The organism is Pseudomonas sp. GL93 (genome assembly GCF_003408955.1).
In the GTDB taxonomy this organism is placed as follows: Bacteria; Pseudomonadota; Gammaproteobacteria; order Pseudomonadales; family Pseudomonadaceae; genus Aquipseudomonas; species Aquipseudomonas paracarnis.
Window position 1 is genome coordinate 14,946 of sequence record NZ_NKRF01000088.1, and the last position, 16,390, is coordinate 31,335.

At 61.5% G+C, this 16,390-nt stretch carries 19 protein-coding genes; 11 read left to right on the forward strand and 8 right to left on the reverse strand.

Going from position 1 to position 16,390, the window contains the following annotated elements; all coding sequences use genetic code 11:
- Positions 1-38 precede the first annotated feature (38 nt).
- From CER19_RS20095 to CER19_RS20105, 3 genes are all read left to right on the forward strand, one after another.
- On the forward strand, positions 39-350 hold the full coding sequence (locus CER19_RS20095; protein WP_034128574.1) for a DUF962 domain-containing protein: 312 nt from the start codon (positions 39-41) through the stop codon (positions 348-350).
- Positions 351-713: 363 nt separating this feature from the next.
- Positions 714-896: a hypothetical protein gene (locus CER19_RS20100; RefSeq protein ID WP_054918213.1), complete on the forward strand. Its 183-nt coding sequence runs from the start codon at positions 714-716 to the stop codon at positions 894-896.
- A gap of 103 nt (positions 897-999) precedes the next feature.
- Complete coding sequence (locus CER19_RS20105; RefSeq protein WP_116667705.1) at positions 1,000-2,196, forward strand: MFS transporter; 1,197 nt, start codon at positions 1,000-1,002, stop codon at positions 2,194-2,196.
- Here the strand turns inward: CER19_RS20105 and arfB are convergent.
- Together arfB and CER19_RS20120 are read right to left on the reverse strand one after the other, a co-directional pair.
- A complete protein-coding gene (gene arfB, locus CER19_RS20110; protein WP_003193787.1) occupies positions 2,193-2,606 on the reverse strand; it encodes an alternative ribosome rescue aminoacyl-tRNA hydrolase ArfB in 414 nt (137 codons plus the stop codon). The two genes, CER19_RS20105 and arfB, sit on opposite strands and share 4 nt — an antisense overlap.
- A gap of 220 nt (positions 2,607-2,826) precedes the next feature.
- Positions 2,827-4,245, reverse strand: a complete 1,419-nt coding sequence (locus CER19_RS20120) for an amino acid permease (RefSeq protein ID WP_116667707.1) — start codon at positions 4,243-4,245, stop codon at positions 2,827-2,829.
- Between the two features lie 647 nt (positions 4,246-4,892).
- On the opposite strand from CER19_RS20120, the gene CER19_RS28825 reads away from it, so the two are divergent.
- Positions 4,893-5,030 carry a hypothetical protein gene (locus CER19_RS28825; RefSeq protein WP_003175756.1) on the forward strand — a complete coding sequence of 46 codons (138 nt, stop codon included), beginning with the start codon at positions 4,893-4,895 and terminating at the stop codon, positions 5,028-5,030.
- Between the two features lie 73 nt (positions 5,031-5,103).
- Positions 5,104-6,063 (forward strand): leucyl aminopeptidase, encoded by a 960-nt coding sequence (locus tag CER19_RS20125; protein ID WP_116667708.1) that lies wholly within the window; start codon positions 5,104-5,106, stop codon positions 6,061-6,063.
- Positions 6,064-6,169: 106 nt separating this feature from the next.
- Here CER19_RS20125 and rluB read toward each other — a convergent pair whose 3' ends face one another.
- The 6 genes from rluB to CER19_RS20155 form a co-directional block, all read right to left on the reverse strand.
- Positions 6,170-7,375 (reverse strand): 23S rRNA pseudouridine(2605) synthase RluB, encoded by a 1,206-nt coding sequence (rluB, locus tag CER19_RS20130; protein WP_116667709.1) that lies wholly within the window; start codon positions 7,373-7,375, stop codon positions 6,170-6,172.
- Positions 7,376-7,519: 144 nt separating this feature from the next.
- A complete protein-coding gene (locus CER19_RS20135) occupies positions 7,520-7,711 on the reverse strand; it encodes a DUF1289 domain-containing protein (RefSeq protein ID WP_116667710.1) in 192 nt (63 codons plus the stop codon).
- Between the two features lie 126 nt (positions 7,712-7,837).
- Positions 7,838-8,758, reverse strand: a complete 921-nt coding sequence (gene scpB, locus CER19_RS20140; protein ID WP_116667711.1) for an SMC-Scp complex subunit ScpB — start codon at positions 8,756-8,758, stop codon at positions 7,838-7,840.
- Between the two features lie 12 nt (positions 8,759-8,770).
- Positions 8,771-9,469, reverse strand: a complete 699-nt coding sequence (locus tag CER19_RS20145; RefSeq protein WP_164365898.1) for a ScpA family protein — start codon at positions 9,467-9,469, stop codon at positions 8,771-8,773.
- A 120-nt stretch (positions 9,470-9,589) separates the two neighbouring features.
- A complete protein-coding gene (locus CER19_RS20150; protein WP_003193796.1) occupies positions 9,590-10,219 on the reverse strand; it encodes an L-threonylcarbamoyladenylate synthase in 630 nt (209 codons plus the stop codon).
- 13 nt (positions 10,220-10,232) lie between these two features.
- Positions 10,233-11,096 carry a PHP domain-containing protein gene (locus CER19_RS20155; protein ID WP_116667712.1) on the reverse strand — a complete coding sequence of 288 codons (864 nt, stop codon included), beginning with the start codon at positions 11,094-11,096 and terminating at the stop codon, positions 10,233-10,235.
- Between the two features lie 87 nt (positions 11,097-11,183).
- Between CER19_RS20155 and CER19_RS20160 the strand changes: the two genes are divergently transcribed.
- The 6 genes from CER19_RS20160 (at position 11,184) to CER19_RS20185 (ending at position 16,367) form a co-directional block, all read left to right on the forward strand.
- Entirely contained in the window at positions 11,184-11,780 is a 597-nt protein-coding gene (locus CER19_RS20160; protein WP_116667713.1) for a septation protein A, read from the forward strand.
- 1 nt (position 11,781) lies between these two features.
- On the forward strand, positions 11,782-12,081 hold the full coding sequence (locus CER19_RS20165) for a YciI family protein (protein ID WP_032895552.1): 300 nt from the start codon (positions 11,782-11,784) through the stop codon (positions 12,079-12,081).
- Between the two features lie 100 nt (positions 12,082-12,181).
- Positions 12,182-12,859 carry a response regulator transcription factor gene (locus tag CER19_RS20170; RefSeq protein ID WP_003193803.1) on the forward strand — a complete coding sequence of 226 codons (678 nt, stop codon included), beginning with the start codon at positions 12,182-12,184 and terminating at the stop codon, positions 12,857-12,859.
- Between the two features lie 251 nt (positions 12,860-13,110).
- Positions 13,111-13,569, forward strand: coding sequence for an LTXXQ domain protein (locus CER19_RS20175; RefSeq protein ID WP_003193804.1), 459 nt, complete (start codon positions 13,111-13,113; stop codon positions 13,567-13,569).
- Positions 13,570-13,633: 64 nt separating this feature from the next.
- A complete protein-coding gene (locus tag CER19_RS20180) occupies positions 13,634-14,980 on the forward strand; it encodes a HAMP domain-containing sensor histidine kinase (RefSeq protein WP_116667714.1) in 1,347 nt (448 codons plus the stop codon).
- A 37-nt stretch (positions 14,981-15,017) separates the two neighbouring features.
- On the forward strand, positions 15,018-16,367 hold the full coding sequence (locus tag CER19_RS20185; RefSeq protein ID WP_116667715.1) for a CoA transferase: 1,350 nt from the start codon (positions 15,018-15,020) through the stop codon (positions 16,365-16,367).
- The last annotated feature ends 23 nt before the right edge of the window (positions 16,368-16,390 follow it).

Genomic DNA, 16,390 nt, shown 5'->3' on the forward strand with positions numbered 1-16,390 from the left:
CACCCGTTGGCGGCACAACAACCAGAGGGCCGGTGACCGTGGAAAACATCAAGAAATTCAACAGTTTTGCCGAGTTCTACCCGTACTACCTGAGCGAACATGGCAACAGCACCTGCCGACGCCTGCACTTTATCGGCACCACCTTGGTAATAGGCATTCTCGCGTACGCCATCGGCAGAGGCTCATTGGTCCTGCTGCTGGCGTTGCCCCTGGCGGGCTACAGCTTTGCCTGGATTGGCCACTTCTTCTTCGAAAAGAACCGCCCAGCCACCTTTCAACACCCGTTCTACAGCTTGTTGGGGGATTTTGTGATGTACCGCGACATGATCCTGGGCAAGGTGCCGTTCTAGGGGTGTGACCTCATGTCACTGGCGCCTGAACCATTAAAAATTGTGCATACGTCGAGATAAAAGTCTTTTTGTCATTTACGGTGCTGTATCCTGCCAAGGCTTTTTGAGAGCGCGGAATCACCTGCGATTGAAAAAACAGACCTTGCGAGGAGCGACCACGATGCACGAGATACCTAATCTCCCCTTCCCAAGCCTGCACCCAACTGAGCAGCCAACACCGCAGCAGGCCAGCGACAAGCAGCCTGAGGCCAAAGAAGCAAAACCAGTCGAACGCGAAAGCCGGGACTGACGCCGTACCAGACCGTGTGGAAAGCGCACCTTTGAGCGCTTTCCACACTGCCTGAATCATCCGAGACCTTCACTATGACCACTTCCCCTTCCGACACGCCGGACGCCGCTGTACTCGACGCTGCCTTGCAGATGGTCGAAGTCTGGAACCGCCTCAGTGCCGACAAGCAAGCGGCACTGCTCAAGCGCTTCGGCACCCAGGAAAACGCCCTGGCGGCTCTGGTGACCACCCAATTGCTGGCCCCCGCGCAAGCTTGATCTTCTTTAGATCTGACGTTTTACATTTTTGCCGCCCTGCCCGGCCTGCGCGCCGGTATCATTAGCAGCCTATCTTTACCTGCTGCGACAGTGGATCTCTCCCATGCCAGATACCCAGCGCCCCATGGCGGTCACGCTGCAAGTCGTTTCCATCGTGCTGTTTACCTTCATCGGCTACTTGAATATCGGCATCCCCCTGGCCGTATTGCCGGGTTATGTGCATAGCCAGCTGGGCTATGGCGCCGTCATTGCCGGGCTGGTGATCAGCGTGCAATACCTGGCAACGCTGCTGAGCCGCCCCTATGCCGGAAAGATCATCGATAACCTGGGCAGCAAGCGCGCCGTGCTGATTGGCCTGGTGGGCTGCGGTTTGAGTGGCGTGTTCATGTTGTTTGCGGCGTGGTTTTCCAGCCTGCCGGCCTTCAGCCTTGGCTGCCTGCTGATCGGTCGGCTGGTGCTGGGCAGCGCTGAAAGCCTGGTGGGTTCGGGCGCGATTGGCTGGGGCATTGGCCGTGTCGGCGCGGCGAACACGGCCAAGGTTATTTCCTGGAACGGCATCGCCAGCTACGGCGCGCTGGCGGTCGGCGCGCCGTTAGGGGGGCTGCTGGTCAGCCATTTAGGACTGTGGAGCATGGGCGTCAGCATCATTCTGTTGGCCGTGTTGGGTGTGCTGCTGGCCTGGAAAAAACAAGCGGCGCCGATTGTGCCAGGCGTACGTTTGCCGTTCATGAATGTGCTGGGCCGCGTGCTGCCCCATGGTTGCGCGCTGGCGCTGGGCTCCATCGGCTTTGGCACCATCGCCACTTTTATCACGTTGTATTACAGCACCCAGCACTGGGATAACGCGGTGTGGGCCTTGAGCCTGTTCGGTGCCAGTTTTATCGGCGCACGCTTGCTGTTTGGCAATTTGATCAACCGCATTGGCGGTTTTCGCGTCGCAATCGCCTGCCTGTCGGTGGAAGTGCTCGGCCTGCTGTTACTGTGGCTGGCGCCGGATGCCCAACTGGCGTTGGCGGGTGCGGCGTTGAGCGGTTTCGGCTTTTCCCTGGTGTTCCCCGCGCTGGGGGTAGAGGCGGTCAACCTGGTGCCGGCTTCCAGCCGTGGCTCGGCGGTGGGCGCCTATTCGCTGTTTATCGACTTGTCCCTGGGCATCACCGGGCCGCTGGCGGGCGCCGTGGCGGCAGGTTTTGGCTTTGCCTCGATCTTCCTGTTCGCCGCCCCCGCGGCTTTCGCCGGTTTACTGCTGAGCTTCTACCTGTCCCGCCAGGCGCCTAAGGCCCGCGAAACACGCGACGCCTAGAAGTCGACCTTGCCGCGCCCGGCCTTGATGCTGCCGCGCTTGGTCTTGGACTCCAGGCGGCGTTTCTTCGAACCCAGGGTGGGCTTGGTCGGACGGCGCTTTTTCTCGACCTTGGTGGCGCTCTGGATCAACTCCACCAGGCGCTCCAGCGCATCGGCGCGGTTTTGCTCCTGGGTGCGATATTGCTGGGCCTTGAGCACCAGCACGCCTTCGCTGGTGATCCGGCTGTCACGCAGCGCCAGCAGGCGCTCCTTGTAGAACTCCGGCAACGACGACGCCGGAATATCAAACCGCAGGTGCACCGCACTCGACACTTTATTGACGTTCTGCCCACCGGCACCCTGGGCGCGAATGGCGGTCAGCTCAATCTCGGCATCGGGCAACTGTACGTTGTTGGAAATCACCAGCATGGAAAGCGCGAGCCTTGGTAGAAGGGCTTAAAGATACGCGCTGCAAGCCGCACGCGGTCAAAAAATGTGGGAGTTGGCGTGTGTGGGAGTCGGGCTTGTGTGGGAGCTGGCTTGCCTGCGATAGCATCACCGCGGTGTACCTGTTACACCTCGGTGCCTGCATCGCAGGCAAGCCAGCTCCCACACACCCCAACTCCCACATTTGAGGCAGTATAGGGCCTTACTCCGCCGTCAAGGCGCCCGCCGCCTCCGACTGCTGCGCCCGCTTGTTCTTGACCCAGTAACAAACGCCCATGAACGCCACCCACACCGGGATCGCGTACACCGAGCGGTCAATGCCTGGAATCATCAACATGGTGCCCAGGATAAACACCACGAACGCTACGCAGATAATGTTGCCATACGGGTACCACAACGCCTTGAACAGCGGCACCTGGCCAATGCGGTTCATGTGCTGGCGGAACTTGAAGTGGGAGAAGCTGATCATCGCCCAGTTGATCACCAATGTGGCCACCACCAGCGACATCAGCAGTTCCAGCGCGTCATGGGGCATCAGGTAGTTCATCAGCACCGCCACCAGGGTGATCGCCGCCGAGGCCAGGATCGAACGCACCGGCACGCCGCGCTTGTCGATTTTCGCCAGGGCCTTGGGCGCGTCGCCCTGCTCGGCCATGCCCAAGAGCATGCGGCTGTTGCAGTAAGTACCGCTGTTGTACACCGACAACGCGGCCGTCAGCACCACAAAGTTGAGGATATGCGCGGCGGTGTTACTGCCCAGCATCGAGAACACCTGCACGAACGGGCTGCCGCTGTAGGCATCGCCGGAGGCGTTGAGGGTCGCCAAGAGGCTGTCCCACGGGGTGAGCGACAGCAGCACCACCAGGGCGCCGATATAGAAAATCAGGATGCGGTAGATCACCTGATTGATCGCCTTGGGGATCACGGTGCGTGGTTGATCGGCTTCAGCGGCGGTAAAACCGAGCATTTCCAAGCCGCCGAAGGAGAACATGATGATCGCCATGGCCATCACCAAGCCGCCGACGCCATGGGGGAAGAAACCACCATGCTCCCACAGGTTGCTGACCGAGGCTTGCGGGCCGCCGCTGCCGCTGACCAGCAGGTAGCTGCCCAGGGCAATCATGCCGACGATCGCCACCACCTTGATGATGGCGAACCAGAACTCGGCTTCACCGAAGACTTTGACGTTGGCCAGGTTGATCGCGTTGATCAGCACGAAAAACGCTGCCGCCGAGACCCAGGTCGGGATTTCCGGCCACCAGTAGTGCACGTACTTGCCGACGGCCGTCAGCTCCGACATGCCCACCAGGATGTACAGGATCCAGCAGTTCCAGCCCGACAAGAAGCCGGCGAAACCACCCCAGTACTTGTGGGCGAAGTGGCTGAAAGAGCCGGCAACCGGCTCCTCGACAATCATTTCGCCAAGCTGGCGCATGATCATGAAGGCGATAAAGCCGCAGATGGCATAGCCCAGGATCATCGAAGGGCCGGCGGATTTGAGCACCCCGGCCGAGCCCAGGAACAGGCCGGTGCCGATGGCGCCACCAAGGGCGATCAACTGGATATGCCGGTTTTTCAGGCCGCGTTTCAGCTCGCCTGAAGAAGAATGGGGTCCACTCATGAAAAGGGTCTCACGCAAGGTTTGAAGAGTTGAATGCAGGTTGCTGCCTTGAATTACCGACTCAAGCAGCGCCGCTCAAACCCCAGCGCAGGCACCAGGAGTACAGCGTCTTTCTAATGGTCATGCGTCACCTGTTTGTTTTTATCTGTGACGAAATCGAACCCGTCCGGCTCGTGGCCAGGCGGAGTGATCAGGGGGATCAAACCCTGAGGTCTTGGCCTTTTGCGTGGGTACGCAAGGGGGGTCACAGTAAAACGCGGCGCATTGTACACCGCTCGACAGCTTCGGCACGCACCGGGAAAGTGCACAGGCGATTCTGTCAGCTAATGCTTACATCGGCGCGCCCCCCAACAAAGCCAGGGCAGTTGCGTAAACTTATCGTTACACGCCGGAAAACCTGCGTTACAGCCAGACTTTGGCAGCCCTCAACGGAATTCTGTCGGTAGGCAATGTCTGAAGAATCGCTTCAGCCAATTCACTGTTTTACCTGAATAAAAAAACCCACCAAAAAACAGAAGAAAAAATCCAAATGAAACCGTGTCAATAAATTTTTTGCATTTCGAAACACTCTCTTCTAGGTTCTTTCCACTTGCCCGCGAAGCCCGTGGGTGAGCCGTTCTCAATCAACGTCCTCTAGGAGATACACCATGCAAGCACTGGAAAACGACCTGGAAACCGAACTGCAACTCGACGATTGGTTTGAAGCGCCGACCCATGAGGCCGCCGTTGAAATGATGCAAGCCGATGCCGTTGTGCCTTTTGGCACCGCGATGTGGCCTTTCTAATACCCGGCAGGCATCCGGCAGGCGCTGTGCACGGCGCCTGCCCCCTTACCCAAGGCACAGAAGGACACCCGTCATGGACAAGGCCCGCGCTGTCGAACACTTTCTCTACTACCTTGCGCACCACCCCGCCCTCAGCGGCCTGAATCGCCCCACCGTGTTGCTGGGGCATACCGAGCGCTACGACGCCATCGCGCAGGCCATCACCCAAGGCAGCGCCGCCCGCTTCAACTTCCAACTGCAACGCCTGGACCTGGCGCCCAGCGACACCCTGGCCCAGGCCATTCAAAGCTGCGACCTGTACCTGTTTCTCTACGATTCCTCCACGCTGCCCAACCCACGCGCCGAAGGCCCGGACTTTATCCGCGCCCTGCAAGGCGTGATGGCCGAGCATTGGAAAAAATCCCTGCTGTTCAAGGATTACGGCGACTATTTCTACGACACCTTCAGCGTCGAGCCCCAACGCATCGCCGACCTCAACGCCACCCTGATCCGGCGCATGGCCCAGGCCAACGTGCTGAGCTTTACCGACAAACACGGTTCGCGCCTGGAAGCGCCGATGAGCAGCATCAAGAAGTGGACCAATATCAACGGCGTCGGCAACCACGACCTGGCGCCTGGCGAAATCGCCACCCACAGCGAAGCCATCAACGGCCAGGTGCGGTTTGTCGGCACCTTCCTAGGTACTATCCCCTTTGCACGCAAATACGGCGTGCTGCAATCGCCGCTGGAGCTATGGATCGAGAACTCCACCGTTTGCAGCGTGGCCAGCGAAGTGCCAGGGCTGGCGGATGACTTCAACAAGTACCTGAATGCCAACCCGTCCAACCGTCGCGTGGAGGAGTTGGGGATTGGCACCAATGAAGGGGTCAAGGACCTGTATGCGCGCAATGCCGGGTTTGAAGAGCGTCACTGCGGGCTGCACCTGGGCTTGGGTGGCGGGCAGAAAGGCAGTCATCACCTGGACTTGATCTTTGCCAGTGGGGTGTTGGCGCTGGATGACAAGCCGGTGTTTGATGGCGCCTTTGCCTTTTGAAAGACCGTCAGACGTGTACAGCTCCCACAGTTGGTTGCATTTCAAATGTAGATCGTAAAAAAAACGCCAACCCTAGGGTTGGCGTTTTTGTGCAGCGCTTAACGCATCACTGCGGCTTCTTGCGACCAAAACCAGGGCGCTGGCCGGAACCGGCCGGTGCGCCACGGCGCTTGCCCGACGGCTCATCCGCGACCAGTTTCGGGCCAGGGCGCTTGTTCGCCGCTGGCTTGGCTGGACGCTTGGTGCTGGCGTTGTCGGCCGGGCGATCCTCACCACGGTTGCTGCGACCACCTGCAGGGGCAGGACGCGGCGTACGTGGCGCACGCTCGCCTTCTTGACGCGATGGCGCGGTGGGGCGGCGCTCGCCTTCAATGTGCGGCTGACGCGAGATACGACCGCCGGTGGCCGGTGCATCCAGCGCAGGGCGCACGGTGCGGGCAACACGTTCGGTACGTGGCACCGGGCGCGACGATTTACGCTGCATACGCTCAAGCTTGTCTTTGCTCTTGGCGTTCATCTGCGGCATAGCGACGGGCGTCAGGCCCACTTCGGCGCTGAGGATATCGACTTCGTACTGGCTCATTTCGCGCCAGCGGCCCATCGGCAGGTCGGAGTTCAGGAACACCGGACCAAAACGCACGCGCTTAAGGCGGCTGACCACCAGGCCCTGGGACTCCCACAGGCGGCGCACTTCACGGTTACGGCCTTCCATCACCACGCAGTGGTACCAGTGGTTGAAACCTTCGCCACCCGGCGCCTGCTTGATGTCGGTGAACTTGGCCGGGCCGTCTTCGAGCACCACGCCCGCCTTGAGACGTTCGATCATCTCATCATCGACTTCACCACGGACACGCACGGCGTATTCACGGTCCATCTCGTAGGACGGGTGCATCAGGCGGTTGGCCAACTCACCGTCGGTGGTGAACATCAGCAAGCCGGTGGTGTTGATGTCCAGGCGGCCGATATTGATCCAGCGGCCTTCTTTAGGCTTGGGCATCTTGTCGAACACGGTCGGACGGCCTTCCGGGTCGTCACGGGTGCAGATCTCGCCGTCGGGCTTGTTGTACATGATCACGCGGCGCACCGATTCGGCGGCCTCTTCACGCTTGATGACCTTGCCATCAATGGTGATTGCATCGTGCAGGTCGACGCGCTGGCCAAGGGTGGCCTCGACACCGTTGACCTTGATGCGCTTCTGGGTGATCCAGGCTTCGACGTCGCGGCGCGAGCCCACGCCGATACGCGCCAGCACCTTTTGCAGTTTTTCGCCTGCTGGGCCGATTTCCTGGTCTTTCTGGTCTTGGTCATTCATCGTAAGCACCTCCCGGTGGGTCGATTCAGGCGTGGCCTGAGGGGTATTGAAAGCGGGGCCTTGGCCGAATAGGTCGGCAAGGGGTCGCGAATCATACGCGCATGGCGCGTGTTGCGCATCACAGACTAGTCGATAACGCCCAAGTCATTTGCTTTTCCGCCGACCGGTGGCGCCCAGGGCCAGCAATCGCAGCTGGGCTTCGGCCAGAACCGTGCGTTTGTCGGTTTTGTCGAGTTTCTTCCAGGCACGGATTTCACGCTTGCTGCGGCCACAGCCGACGCAGATGTCGTCGCTGAATTTGCAGACGCTGATACACGGGTCTTTCATAGCACTCATGGTCGATCCTCTGTGGGAGCTGGCTTGCCTGCGATGGCATCACCTCCTTGCATCTGAGAGACCGAGGGGTCCGCATCGCAGGCAAGCCAGCTCCCACATGGGTTGCGCGGTCAAAGTCAGAACGGGTCAGTCTTCGAGTTGGCGGCGCTCGTTTTCGATGGCCTCGGCCAGCGCCCGGGCTTCGTCTTCTTCGTCACTCAGGGGCGGCTGTTCGAGGGCGGCGACGGCGGCCAGGAGCTTTTCCCGGGCCTGGGCCACGCCAAGCACATCGTCTTCGGCTTCGACCTCAGGCTCGGATTCAACGTTCACCTGGGTTTGCGGCTGCGCCGCACCATCACGCAGCAAATCGTCGAAATCAGTCTTGATGCCCTGCTCCATGTCGTCCAGTTCCAGCAACAACGTATGGAAACTGGTCTCGTCCTTGGGCTCCTCCGGCTCGGCGCTGGCGTCGGCCAGTTCCTGCAGGCTTTGCGGCACCGGCGCGTCGTCGAAGTCGAGCACTGGCTCGGCCTCCATTTCGCGCAGCTCGGCCAGGGGCGGCAAATCGTCGAGGTTTTTCAGGTTGAAATGGTCGAGGAACACCTTGGTGGTGGCGAACATCGCCGGCTTACCGGGCACATCACGGTAGCCGACGATGCGAATCCACTCACGCTCCAGCAGGGTCTTGACGATATGGCTGTTGACCGCCACACCACGCACGTCTTCGATCTCGCCCCGAGTGATGGGCTGGCGATAGGCGATCAGCGCCATGGTCTCCAGCATCGCCCGGGAGTAGCGCTGCGGGCGTTCCTCCCACAAACGCCCGACCCACGGCGAAAACTTCTCACGGATCTGCAGGCGGTAACCCGACGCCACTTCGCGCAGTTCAAAGGCACGGCCCTCGCAGGACTTGCGCAGGATCTCCAAGGCCTTCTTGAAGACCGGCGGCTCCGGGCGTTCGGCTTCTTCAAAGAGCTCGAACAGGCGCTCCAAAGATTGCGGTTTGCCCGAGGCCAGGAGAAAGGCCTCCAGCAAAGGGGCCAGTTCGCGGGGTTCAGTCAGATTCATCGATTCAGCTCGTTATTCGGCTCGCGCCCGCACGTGGATAGCCGCAAAAGGCTCATTCTGCACCAGCTCGACCAAGGACTCCTTGACCAGCTCCAGGATCGCCATAAAGGTCACCACCACGCCCAGGCGCCCTTCTTCGGCGGTGAACAACTCGACAAAGGGCACAAACCCACCGCCCTTGAGACGTTCCAGCACATCGCTCATGCGCTCACGGGTGGACAGCGCTTCACGGCTGACCTGGTGGCTCTCAAACATATCGCCACGGCGCAGTACTTCGGCCATGGACATCAGCAATTCTTCCAGGCTCACGTCTGGCAGCAACTTGCGCGCGCGCGCCTCGGGGGCGTCGAGCTTGGGCACCACCACATCACGGCCCACACGGCTCAGGCCGTCGATGCCTTCGGCGGCAGCCTTGAAGCGCTCGTACTCCTGCAGGCGGCGGATCAGCTCGGCGCGCGGGTCATCCTCTTCGGCCTCCACCGTCTCCGAACGCGGCAACAGCATGCGCGACTTGATCTCGGCAAGCATGGCCGCCATCACCAGGTACTCGGCGGCCAGTTCCAGGCGCACCGACTGCATCAGCTCGACATAGCCCATGTACTGGCGGGTGATTTCTGCCACCGGGATGTCGAGGATGTTGATGTTCTGCTTGCGGATCAGGTACAGCAGCAAGTCCAGCGGGCCTTCGAAGGCTTCAAGGAACACCTCCAGGGCGTCCGGCGGGATGTACAGGTCCAGGGGCATTTCCATGACCGCCTGGCCGTACACCATGGCAAACGGCAGTTCCTGCTGGGCGCCGGCCTGGGGATCAGCGGTTTCCACGGCCGACATTCAGGCCTCGACCATGAACGGAGCCGGGTCGCCACAACCCACACGCACCACTTCTGGCTCGCCGTCGGCCAGGTTGATCACCGTGGAGGCCTTGTTGCCGCCGTAGCCGCCGTCGATGATCAGATCGACGTGTTTCTCCAGCAAACGGCGCATTTCGTAAGGGTCGTACAACGGTTCGGTTTCACCCGGCAGGATCAACGACACGCTCATCAGCGGTTCGCCCAGCTCGGCCAGCAGCGCCAGGGCGATCGGGTGTTCCGGCACGCGCAGGCCGATGGTGCGCTTTTTCGGGTGCAGCAACAGGCGCGGCACTTCGCGGGTGGCGTTGAGGATAAAGGTGTAGGGCCCCGGCGTGTGGGCCTTGAGCAGACGGAACGTGCCGGTGTCGACCTTGGCGAACAGCCCGAGCTGGGACAGGTCGCTGCAGATCAGCGCAAAGTTGTGCTTGTCGTCCAGCTGGCGCAGGCGTCTTACCCGCTCGACCGCGCCCTTGTCGCCGATCTGGCAGCCAATGGCGTAAGACGAATCCGTCGGGTAGATGACTACACCACCGGCGCGGATGATCTCCACGGCCTGTTTAATCAGGCGCGCCTGAGGGTTTTCCGGATGAATCTGGAAGAATTGACTCACGTGCTCTACCTGTTCAGACGGTGGCAATAATGGGGTCATGCTTGAATCGCCCCCACAACAGCGGCAAATCTTCCGGAACCTGGCGATACTCACCAATTTCGGACCAGCCGCCTGGGCCATGAAAATCACTGCCGGCACTGACCAGCAGACCAAATTCGCGGGCAAGGATCGCCAGGCTGCCGACCTGTTCCGCCGGTTGATGCCCGTTGACCACCTCGATCGCGTGGCCACCCGCACCAATATAGTCGCTGATCAGCTTGCGGCGCTTGCTGCGGGTGAAATCGTAATGCCAGGGATGCGCCAGGCTGACCCAGGCCCCGGAGTCCCGCAGGGTCTGGACGGTGTCTTCCAGGGTCGGCCAATGCAGCTTCACATCGCCCAACTTGCCGGCGCCCAGCCATTTGCGAAAGGCTTCGGCGCGATCCTTTACATACCCTTCACGTACCATCCAGTCGGCAAAGTGCGGACGGGCCGGTGCGTTGCCGCTGTCGCCCAGCTCTTGCTGGATGGCACGGGCGCCGTCGAGGGCACCTGGCATGCCTTTAAGGCTGAGCTTGCGGCTTATTTCTTCGGACCGCAGCCAGCGGCCATCGTGCAATTGGGCAATCGCCGCAACCAACGGCGGGGCATTCTGATCGAAACCGTAGCCAAGTACATGAATGGTGGCGCCGCCCCAGGTGCAGGACAATTCCACGCCGTTGACCAGCTGCATGCCCAGGGAATGCGCGGCCTGGCGGGCTTCATCGAGACCCTCGAGGGTGTCGTGGTCGGTCAATGCCAAAACTCGCACGCCTTTTTCAAACGCACGCGCAACCAGTACCGCGGGCGCCAGGGCGCCGTCGGAGGCCGTGCTGTGGCAGTGCAAATCAACATTCACGGGAGTGTGTAACCTCAAGTCAGCTGGCGCTATCGCAACCAAGGATGTTTGTTATTATGCCGCCACATCCAGCTTCTGGCTCTTACTGTGAAACAATTCATCGACTTCATCCCGCTGTTGCTGTTTTTCATCGTTACCAAACTCGACCCCAGGGTCATCGAAATCGCCGGCCAGCAGCTGTCGTTCGGGGGCATCTACAGCGCCACGGCCGTACTGATCGTCAGCTCCATCCTGGTCTACGGCGCCATCTTCATCTCCCAGCGCAAGCTGGAAAAAAGCCAGTGGCTCACCCTTATCGCCTGCCTGGTATTCGGTGGCCTGACACTGGCCTTCCACAGCGAAACCTTCCTTAAATGGAAAGCCCCGGTGGTGAACTGGCTGTTTGCCCTGGTGTTCATCGGCAGTCACTTCATTGGTGACCGCCTGCTGATCAAGCGGATCATGGGCCATGCGCTGACCTTGCCGGAGCCGGTGTGGGTGCGCCTGAACGTGGCCTGGATCGTATTTTTCCTGTTCTGCGGTGCCGCCAACCTGTTCGTGGCCTTCACCTTCCAGGACTACTGGGTCGACTTCAAAGTGTTCGGCAGCCTGGGCATGACCGTATTGTTTTTGATCGGCCAGGGTATCTACCTGTCGCGCCACCTGCATGACACCGCAGCTACCACACCGAAAACCGAGGACTGACATGCTCTACGCCATCATTGCCACCGACGTTGCCAACTCGCTGGAAAAACGCCTGAGCGTACGCCCGGCCCACGTCGAGCGCCTCAAACAGCTGCAAGCCGAAGGCCGCATCGTACTGGCTGGCCCGCACCCGGCCGTCGACAGCAATGACCCGGGCGACGCCGGTTTCACCGGCAGCCTGATCGTGGCCGAGTTCGCCTCCCTGGCCGACGCCGAGGCCTGGGCCAAGGCAGACCCTTACGTTGCAGCAGGCGTCTATGCCGATGTGGTGATCAAGCCGTTCAAGCAAGTCTTGCCTTGAGCCCGGCTGCGTCGAACCTAATCGTTTCGGCGTACTCCTAATGGCTCACGGGGTCACCGGTGGGGCCTTCGCCGCCGACAATGGCTAAATTGAGTGAGTCATGAGCGAGCTGTTACTGATAGATGATGACCAGGAGCTCTGTGAGCTGCTGACCAGTTGGTTGAGCCAGGAGGGTTTCCAGGTGCGCGCCTGCCACGACGGCTTGAGCGCCCGGAAAGCCTTGGCCGACAGTGCGCCGGCGGCCGTCGTACTGGATGTGATGCTGCCCGACGGCAGCGGCCTGGAACTGCTCAAGCAATTGCGCAACGACCACCCGGAGCTGCCGGTGCTGATGCTCTCGGCCCGGGGCGAGCCCCTGGACCGCATCCTCGGCCTGGAACTGGGCGCCGATGACTACCTGGCCAAGCCTTGCGATCCGCGCGAACTGACGGCGCGCCTGCGCGCCGTGTTACGCCGCAGCCACCCGGCCGCGGTATCGACGCAGCTGGAACTGGGCGACCTGTGCTTCAGCCCGGTGCGCGGCGTGGTCAGCATCGATGAACAGGAGTTCGCCCTGACCGTCTCCGAAAGCCGTCTGCTCGAAGCCTTGCTGCGTCAACCCGGCGAGCCCCTGGACAAACAGGAACTGGCGCAGATCGCCCTGGGCCGCAAGCTGACCCTGTATGACCGCAGCCTGGACATGCACGTCAGCAACCTGCGCAAAAAGATCGGCCCACACCCCGATGGCCGGCCACGGATCGTGGCGTTGCGCAGTCGTGGCTATTACTACAGCCTCTAAACACCACGCTTAACCCTGTGGGAGCTGGCTTGCCTGCGATAGCGGTGTGTCAGTCCACCGTTATGCTAACTGGCCCACCGCTATCGCAGGCAAGCCAGCTCCCACCATTGATTTCATCACCTTCAAGGGTTTTGTCAGTTCCTATCAACCCCGTCTTTCCCGAAGCTTTCCCCTCCCCTGACCGCCGCTGACCTTGCTCTGCGTAACCTACTCACATCCGGACTCACCGGAATAGAGACAGGAGAATCACCATGCGCAAGACCCTTATCGCTTTGATGTTCGCCACCGCCCTGCCCACCGTTGCCATGGCAATGCCGGAAGGTCCAGGCCCCATGGGTGGACCTGAAAGCCGAATGATGGGTGGCCCAGGCCACGGTGAACACGGCCCGCGTGGCAAAGGCGGCCCGTTCAGCCAACTGGACTTGAGCAAGGAGCAGCGCGAGCAGATCCGCAAGCTGATGGGTGACCAATGGCACGCCCGCAAAGACCTGACCCAAAAGTACCTGGACAAACTGCCAGCCGCTGACCAGAAAGCCATGCAGGACGAAATCGCCGCCGGCAAGCAGAAAACCCAGGCCGATATCCGTGCCGTGCTCAAGCCCGACCAACAGAAGAAGTACGACGAGATCGTCAAGAAGCAAGCCGAGCGCCGCGCCGAATGGAAAGAGTTCCAGGCCTGGAAAGCCCAGCAAGCGCAAAAAGCGCAATAATGGCCTAGCTTCACCCCAGCCCAGTGGTTCGCGCCGCTGGGCTTTTCCTGTTTGAGGGTTTCCTGTGCGTTCATTGTTCTGGCGTATCCTGGCGAGTTTCTGGCTGGCCATCGCCCTGGTTGCCGGTTTGTCGATCCTGCTTGGGCACATGCTCAACCAGGACGCCTGGATTCTCAGCCGCCACCCTGGCCTCAACAACCTGGCCCAAGAGTGGACGCAGCTCTACGAAAGCCAGGGCGAAGACGCCGCCCAGGACTTGCTGCAACAACGCAAACGCCAGTACCACATTGACGTGCAAGTGCTTAACGAAAGCGGCGAGCCAGTGGTGCGCGGCACCTTCCCGCGCCGCGCCGCCGCGTTCGAAGCCCGGCAGAACGACAGCCAGGACGGCCACCTGCCGTGGCGCCGCCTGACCGCCGAATACACCAGCGACAAAACCGGCGATACCTATCTGCTGATCTACCGTATTCCTCACCCGGAGCTGGACGCCTGGCACCGCAGCAGCCTGCTGTGGCCGCTCAGTGCATTGGCGATTACCCTGGTGGTGCTGACCCTGTTCAGCCTGCTGGTGACCTTGTCCATCACCCGCCCGCTCAGCCGTCTGCGCGGCGCGGTGCATGACCTGGGGCAAACCACCTATCAGCAGAACAGCCTGGCGCAACTGGCCAACAGGCGCGATGAATTCGGCGTGCTGGCCAACGACTTCAACCGCATGGGCGCGCGCCTGCAAAGCCTGATCGGCAGCCAGCGCCAGTTGCTGCGCGACGTCTCCCACGAACTGCGCTCGCCATTGGCGCGCTTGCGTATCGCCCTGGCCCTGGCCGAGCGCGCCAGCCCCGAAGAACGGGAAAAACTCTGGCCGCGCCTGACCCGCGAATGCGATCGCCTGGAAGCCTTGATCAGCGAAATTTTGGTATTGGCACGGGTCGACGCCGACAACGCCAGCGCCGAAGACATCGACCTCACCCCGTTGCTTAAAACGCTGCAAAAGGACGCCCAACTCAGTGCCCCCGAGCAAGTGGTGCAACTGACGACTGCCAATGATTTGCAGCTTAAAGGCTGGCCGACCATGATCGAACGCGCCGTGGACAACCTGCTGCGCAACGCCCAACGCTTCAACCCGGCGGGCGAACCGATTGAATTGCAGGCCCAGCATCAGGGCGGGCGCATTTTGATCAGCGTACGCGACCACGGCCCCGGCGTTGAAGCCGAGCACCTGAGCCAATTGGGCGAGCCGTTCTACCGGGCGCCGGGCCAGACCGCGCAAGGCCATGGCCTGGGCCTGGCCATTGCCCGTCGCGCCGCCGAGCGCCATGGCGGCAACCTGATCCTGGCCAACCATCCCGATGGCGGCTTTATCGCCAGCATCGAACTGCCCTTGATCCCTGGGGTTGCCACACCGGTGGGATGATCTTCTATAGTGGCCCTTCTCTTACGGAGGGCCTTTGATGACTGACCTGCTGACTCCCATCCAAGCCGCACTCGCTTTACCGCACGCCCCACTGCCCCAGGCCCAGGCCGGTGCCCTGCCCTCGACCTTCGCCGTCACTGACCTGGCGGCCGCCAGCATCGGCGCCGCGGGCCAGGCTATCGCCCAGTTGATTGAGCAACAAACCGGGCGCCTGCCCAGCGTCAGCGTGGATCGGCGGTTGGCCTCGTTGTGGTTCTCCTCGTCGATTCGCCCCGTGGGGTGGCAAGTGCCGCCTTTGTGGGACCCGGTAGCGGGTGATTACGCCAGCGTCGATGGCTGGATCCGCCTGCACACCAACGCGCCCCATCATCGTGCAGCGGCTGAGCGGGTATTGGGGCCCGCCGCTGATCGCGCCGCCATGGCGAGTAGAGTCGCGACCTGGAAAGCCGCCGAACTGGAACAGGCGATTGTCGATGCAGGCGGTTGTGCGGCTCAGATGCGTAGCTGGCAAGCCTGGCAGCAGCACCCCCAAGGCTTGGCGGTAAACGCCGAGGCGTTGATCCAGCGCCAGGTCTTCGAACCCGGCATCGACAAACCCTGGCTCGGCTCAGCCGCTCGCCCACTGGCTGGCATCAAGGTGCTGGATTTGACCCGGGTGCTGGCCGGCCCGGTGGCCAGTCGGTTCCTCGCAGGCTTAGGTGCCGACGTACTGCGCATCGACTCACCCACCTGGAACGAACCTGGCGTCGTCCCGGAAATGACCCTGGGTAAACGCTGCGCTCGCCTTGATCTAAAGCGCCACGACGACCGGCAGGTGTTTGAAGCGTTGCTCAAGGACGCCGACATTCTGTTTCACGGTTACCGCGCCGATGCCCTTGAGCAACTGGGTTATACCCTTGGCGAACGGCAGCACCTCGCCCCCGGCCTGATCGACGTCAGCCTCAACGCCTACGGCTGGAGCGGCCCATGGCGTAATCGTCGTGGCTTTGACAGCCTAGTGCAGATGAGCAGCGGGATTGCCGAGGCCGGCATGGCCTGGAAACAGACGGATAAACCGCTGCCGCTGCCGGTGCAGGCGCTGGACCACGCCACCGGCTATTTGATGGCCGCCAGTGCGATCCGGGCGTTGGCCGAGCGCCTGGACTCCGGACGCGGCGGTTCGGCGCGCTTGTCGTTGGCGCGTACGGCGAAGTTGCTGGTGGAGGCCGGGCAAGTGCCACAGCAAGCGGCATTGCGCGAAGAAGACATAAATGACCAAGGCCTGGTCGTGGAGCAGACAGCCTGGGGCCAGGCCCATCGGCTGCTCGCGCCGCTGAGCATCAGTGGCACGCCGTTGCAGTGGGATTTGCCGGCGGTGGAGTTAGGGTCACATAGACCTCAGTGGTGACCTGGGCACCGCTATCGCAGGCA

What these genes read in the sequence shown, in the direction of transcription:
- CER19_RS20100 (WP_054918213.1), top strand. Translation starts at nt 714, where the DNA reads ATGACCACTTCCCCTTCCGACACGCCGGACGCCGCTGTACTCGACGCT.
- CER19_RS20105 (WP_116667705.1), top strand. Translation starts at nt 1,000, where the DNA reads ATGCCAGATACCCAGCGCCCCATGGCGGTCACGCTGCAAGTCGTTTCC.
- arfB (WP_003193787.1), bottom strand. Translation starts at nt 2,606, where the DNA reads ATGCTGGTGATTTCCAACAACGTACAGTTGCCCGATGCCGAGATTGAG.
- CER19_RS20120 (WP_116667707.1), bottom strand. Translation starts at nt 4,245, where the DNA reads ATGAGTGGACCCCATTCTTCTTCAGGCGAGCTGAAACGCGGCCTGAAA.
- CER19_RS28825 (WP_003175756.1), top strand. Translation starts at nt 4,893, where the DNA reads ATGCAAGCACTGGAAAACGACCTGGAAACCGAACTGCAACTCGACGAT.
- CER19_RS20125 (WP_116667708.1), top strand. Translation starts at nt 5,104, where the DNA reads ATGGACAAGGCCCGCGCTGTCGAACACTTTCTCTACTACCTTGCGCAC.
- rluB (WP_116667709.1), bottom strand. Translation starts at nt 7,375, where the DNA reads ATGAATGACCAAGACCAGAAAGACCAGGAAATCGGCCCAGCAGGCGAA.
- CER19_RS20135 (WP_116667710.1), bottom strand. Translation starts at nt 7,711, where the DNA reads ATGAGTGCTATGAAAGACCCGTGTATCAGCGTCTGCAAATTCAGCGAC.
- scpB (WP_116667711.1), bottom strand. Translation starts at nt 8,758, where the DNA reads ATGAATCTGACTGAACCCCGCGAACTGGCCCCTTTGCTGGAGGCCTTT.
- CER19_RS20165 (WP_032895552.1), top strand. Translation starts at nt 11,782, where the DNA reads ATGCTCTACGCCATCATTGCCACCGACGTTGCCAACTCGCTGGAAAAA.
- CER19_RS20170 (WP_003193803.1), top strand. Translation starts at nt 12,182, where the DNA reads ATGAGCGAGCTGTTACTGATAGATGATGACCAGGAGCTCTGTGAGCTG.
- CER19_RS20175 (WP_003193804.1), top strand. Translation starts at nt 13,111, where the DNA reads ATGCGCAAGACCCTTATCGCTTTGATGTTCGCCACCGCCCTGCCCACC.
- CER19_RS20185 (WP_116667715.1), top strand. Translation starts at nt 15,018, where the DNA reads ATGACTGACCTGCTGACTCCCATCCAAGCCGCACTCGCTTTACCGCAC.